Source organism: Corallincola spongiicola (genome assembly GCF_004284785.1).
Lineage (GTDB): Bacteria > Pseudomonadota > Gammaproteobacteria > Enterobacterales > Neiellaceae > Corallincola > Corallincola holothuriorum.
In genome coordinates, this window is sequence record NZ_SHLY01000012.1 from 1 (window position 1) to 5,214 (window position 5,214).

The window sequence follows — 5,214 nt, forward strand, 5'->3', positions numbered from 1 at the left end:
AAAACTTCTTAGGGGTTGTATGGTTAAGCCTCACGGGCAATTAGTACAGGTTAGCTCAACGCCTCACAACGCTTCCACACCCTGCCTATCAACGTCGTAGTCTTCAACAACCCTTTAGGGGACTTAAAGTCCCAGTGAGAACTCATCTCAAGGCCTGCTTCCCGCTTAGATGCTTTCAGCGGTTATCAGTTCCGAACTTAGCTACCGGGCAATGCCATTGGCATGACAACCCGAACACCAGAGGTTCGTCCACTCCGGTCCTCTCGTACTAGGAGCAGCCCCTTTCAATTCTCAAACGCCCACGGCAGATAGGGACCGAACTGTCTCACGACGTTCTAAACCCAGCTCGCGTACCACTTTAAATGGCGAACAGCCATACCCTTGGGACCGACTTCAGCCCCAGGATGTGATGAGCCGACATCGAGGTGCCAAACACCGCCGTCGATATGAACTCTTGGGCGGTATCAGCCTGTTATCCCCGGAGTACCTTTTATCCGTTGAGCGATGGCCCTTCCATACAGAGCCACCGGATCACTATGACCTACTTTCGTACCTGCTCGACGTGTCTGTCTCGCAGTCAAGCTAGCTTATACCATTGTACTAACCTCACGATGTCCGACCGTGATTAGCTAACCTTCGTACTCCTCCGTTACTCTTTGGGAGGAGACCGCCCCAGTCAAACTACCCACCAGGCAATGTCCCCGATCCCGATAAGGGACCTAGGTTAGAACATCAAACATACAAGGGTGGTATTTCAAGGTTGGCTCCACGATGACTGGCGTCACCGCTTCAAAGCCTCCCACCTATCCTACACATGTAGGTTCAATGTTCACTGCCAAGCTGTAGTAAAGGTTCACGGGGTCTTTCCGTCTAGCCGCGGGTACACAGCATCTTCACTGCGATTTCAATTTCACTGAGTCTCGGGTGGAGACAGCGTGGCCATGGTTACACCATTCGTGCAGGTCGGAACTTACCCGACAAGGAATTTCGCTACCTTAGGACCGTTATAGTTACGGCCGCCGTTTACCGGGGCTTCGATCAAGAGCTTCTCCGAAGATAACCCCATCAATTAACCTTCCGGCACCGGGCAGGTGTCACACCCTATACGTCCTCTTTCGAGTTTGCAGAGTGCTGTGTTTTTAATAAACAGTCCCAGCCACCTGGTCACTGCGACTGCCAACAGCTTAGGGAGCAAGTCCCATCACCGTCAGCAGCGTACCTTCTCCCGAAGTTACGGTACTATTTTGCCTAGTTCCTTCACCCGAGTTCTCTCAAGCGCCTTAGTATTCTCTACCTGACCACCTGTGTCGGTTTGGGGTACGATCAACATGTACCTGAAGCTTAGAGGCTTTTCCTGGAAGCATGGCATCAATGACTTCAATTCCGTAGAATCTCGATATCGTGTCTCAGTCTTAAGACGGTCCGGATTTACCTAAACCATCAACCTACACACTTAAACCAGGACAACCAACGCCTGGCCCATTTAGCCTTCTCCGTCCCCCCATCGCAGTACATGTCGGTACAGGAATATTAACCTGTTTCCCATCGATTACGCCTCTCGGCCTCACCTTAGGGGTCGACTTACCCTGCCCTGATTAGCATTGGACAGGAAACCTTGGTCTTCCGGCGAGCGGGTTTTTCACCCGCTTTGTCGTTACTCATGTCAGCATTCGCACTTCTGATACGTCCAGCATGCCTTACAGCACACCTTCAACCGCTTACAGAACGCTCCCCTACCCAATACGATAAATCGCATTGCCGCAGCTTCGGTGTATCACTTAGCCCCGTTACATCTTCCGCGCAGGCCGACTCGACTAGTGAGCTATTACGCTTTCTTTAAAGGGTGGCTGCTTCTAAGCCAACCTCCTAGCTGTCTGAGCCTTCCCACATCGTTTCCCACTTAGTGATAACTTTGGGACCTTAGCTGGCGGTCTGGGTTGTTTCCCTCTCCACGACGGACGTTAGCACCCGCCGTGTGTCTCCCGGATAGTACTCACTGGTATTCGGAGTTTGCATCGGGTTGGTAAGTCGGGATGACCCCCTAGCCGAAACAGTGCTCTACCCCCAGTGGCATAAGTCCGAGGCGCTACCTAAATAGCTTTCGGGGAGAACCAGCTATCTCCGAGTTTGATTGGCCTTTCACCCCTACCCACAGCTCATCCCCTAATTTTTCAACATTAGTGGGTTCGGTCCTCCAGTTGATGTTACTCAACCTTCAACCTGGCCATGGGTAGATCACTCGGTTTCGGGTCTACACCCTGCAACTCGACGCCCAGTTAAGACTCGGTTTCCCTACGGCTCCCCTATACGGTTAACCTTGCTACAGAATGTAAGTCGCTGACCCATTATACAAAAGGTACGCAGTCACCCCCGAAGGGGCTCCCACTGCTTGTACGTATGCGGTTTCAGGTTCTATTTCACTCCCCTCACAGGGGTTCTTTTCGCCTTTCCCTCACGGTACTGGTTCACTATCGGTCAGTTAGGAGTATTTAGCCTTGGAGGATGGTCCCCCCATGTTCAGTCAAGATATCACGTGTCCCGACCTACTCGATTTCACTTTAAAATTGTTTTCGTGTACGGGGCTATCACCCTGTATCGCCGGACTTTCCAGACCGTTCCACTAACTCATAAAAAGCTTAAGGGCTAATTCGCGTTCGCTCGCCGCTACTAACGAAATCTCAATTGATTTCTGTTCCTACAGGTACTTAGATGTTTCAGTTCCCTGCGTTTGCCTCTACAACCTATGTATTCAGTTGCAGATGATACTCAAAGAGTACCGGGTTTCCCCATTCGGAAATCATTGGGTATAACGTCTTTTATCAACTTCCCAATGCTTATCGCAGATTAACACGTCCTTCATCGCCTCTAACTGCCAAGGCATCCACCGCATACGCTTAGTCACTTAACCATACAACCCCTAAAAGGTCTCAAGTTAATGACTGTGCTGGTAATGACTTCGCCAAAATCTTTTCTGAACAAATTGTTCAGATAGAGTGACTATGGCAACTTCAAAAAACTTTCGTTTTCTAAACTTGCTTTTGTCAGCATTTCCTAATTGTTAAAGAGCAGAGCATTTAATCCCCTAGAGGGAGAAAAACTCAAATATAAACATCAACCTGCTTATATTTGAGCTCTTGTAAGTCACTGTTGAACCGGCCACCGTAAAGATGGTGGAGCTAAGCGGGATCGAACCGCTGACCTCCTGCGTGCAAGGCAGGCGCTCTCCCAGCTGAGCTATAGCCCCATGCAATAAGTGATGTACTTTTGATTCAGTCGAGAAGGGATGAAGCGATGTGTGCGTACAGCACATGAGCTTTATCACGACGAAGAATGAAGCAAAAGTGGTGGGTCTGAGTAGATTTGAACTACCGACCTCACCCTTATCAGGGGTGCGCTCTAACCAACTGAGCTACAGACCCAACAGTTGCTCTACATTTCAGTCAGACAATCTGTGTGAACACTCAACGAATGCGTCCGCAATTTATATAAGGAGGTGATCCAGCCCCAGGTTCCCCTAGGGCTACCTTGTTACGACTTCACCCCAGTCATGAATCACTCCGTGGTGATCGCCCTCCCGAAGGTTAAGCTAATCACTTCTGGAGCAACCCACTCCCATGGTGTGACGGGCGGTGTGTACAAGGCCCGGGAACGTATTCACCGTAGCATTCTGATCTACGATTACTAGCGATTCCGACTTCACGGAGTCGAGTTGCAGACTCCGATCCGGACTACGACGGACTTTGTGAGATTAGCTTCACCTCGCGGCTTCGCAACCCTCTGTATCCGCCATTGTAGCACGTGTGTAGCCCTACTCGTAAGGGCCATGATGACTTGACGTCGTCCCCACCTTCCTCCGGTTTATCACCGGCAGTCTCCTTAGAGTTCCCGACCGAATCGCTGGCAACTAAGGATAGGGGTTGCGCTCGTTGCGGGACTTAACCCAACATTTCACAACACGAGCTGACGACAGCCATGCAGCACCTGTCTCAGAGCTCCCGAAGGCACACCTGTATCTCTACTGGCTTCTCTGGATGTCAAGAGTAGGTAAGGTTCTTCGCGTTGCATCGAATTAAACCACATGCTCCACCGCTTGTGCGGGCCCCCGTCAATTCATTTGAGTTTTAACCTTGCGGCCGTACTCCCCAGGCGGTCAACTTATCGCGTTAGCTTCGGAACCCACGGATTAAATCCACAGACTCCCAGTTGACATCGTTTACGGCGTGGACTACCAGGGTATCTAATCCTGTTTGCTCCCCACGCTTTCGCACCTCAGCGTCAGTTTTTGTCCAGGTGGCCGCCTTCGCCACTGGTATTCCTTCAGATCTCTACGCATTTCACCGCTACACCTGAAATTCTACCACCCTCTACAAAACTCTAGTTAACCAGTTCCAAATGCAATTCCCAGGTTGAGCCCGGGGATTTCACATCTGGCTTAATTAACCGCCTACGCGCGCTTTACGCCCAGTAATTCCGATTAACGCTTGCACCCTCCGTATTACCGCGGCTGCTGGCACGGAGTTAGCCGGTGCTTCTTCTGCGAGTAACGTCACAGCTATGCCGTATTAAGACATAACCTTTCCTCCTCGCTGAAAGTGCTTTACAACCCGAAGGCCTTCTTCACACACGCGGCATGGCTGCATCAGGCTTGCGCCCATTGTGCAATATTCCCCACTGCTGCCTCCCGTAGGAGTCTGGACCGTGTCTCAGTTCCAGTGTGGCTGATCATCCTCTCAGACCAGCTAGAGATCGTCGCCTTGGTGAGCCTTTACCCCACCAACTAGCTAATCTCACTTGGGTTCCTCTAAAGGCGTGAGGTCCGAAGAGCCCCCACTTTGGTCCGTAGACATTATGCGGTATTAGCAGTCGTTTCCAACTGTTGTCCCCCACCTCAAGGCAGATCCCCAAGCATTACTCACCCGTCCGCCACTCGTCATCAAACTAGCAAGCTAGTTCATGTTACCGTTCGACTTGCATGTGTTAGGCCTGCCGCCAGCGTTCAATCTGAGCCATGATCAAACTCTTCAATTAAAAGTTTTAATCTTTGTCTCAACTCAACTTATTACTTACATGTATTTCTACATGGTCGCTTACGTTTCGTTGAATAATCTTTGATTACTTCAACACCCGTGAGCGCCCACACAGATTGTCTGACCAAATTGTTAAAGAACGATGCTGTTGCATCTCGCCAAACCTTAGCTTGGCTGCCCGGTCAAC

Annotated in this window: 2 tRNA genes and 2 rRNA genes; all 4 read right to left on the bottom strand. The window is 50.5% G+C overall.

Annotated features, from left to right (window positions below):
• Window positions 1–19 precede the first annotated feature (19 nt).
• The 4 genes from EXY25_RS18670 to EXY25_RS18685 all read right to left on the bottom strand — a co-directional run bounded on the left by EXY25_RS18670 (window position 20) and on the right by EXY25_RS18685 (window position 5,028).
• Window positions 20–2,908: ribosomal RNA gene (locus EXY25_RS18670) — 23S ribosomal RNA — on the bottom strand.
• Between the two features lie 260 nt (window positions 2,909–3,168).
• Window positions 3,169–3,244, bottom strand: a tRNA-Ala gene (locus EXY25_RS18675).
• 98 nt (window positions 3,245–3,342) lie between these two features.
• Window positions 3,343–3,419, bottom strand: a tRNA-Ile gene (locus tag EXY25_RS18680).
• A gap of 67 nt (window positions 3,420–3,486) precedes the next feature.
• Window positions 3,487–5,028, bottom strand: a 16S ribosomal RNA gene (locus tag EXY25_RS18685).
• The 16S and 23S rRNA genes sit together here with 2 tRNA genes alongside, the layout of an rRNA operon.
• Between the last annotated feature and the right edge of the window lie 186 nt (window positions 5,029–5,214).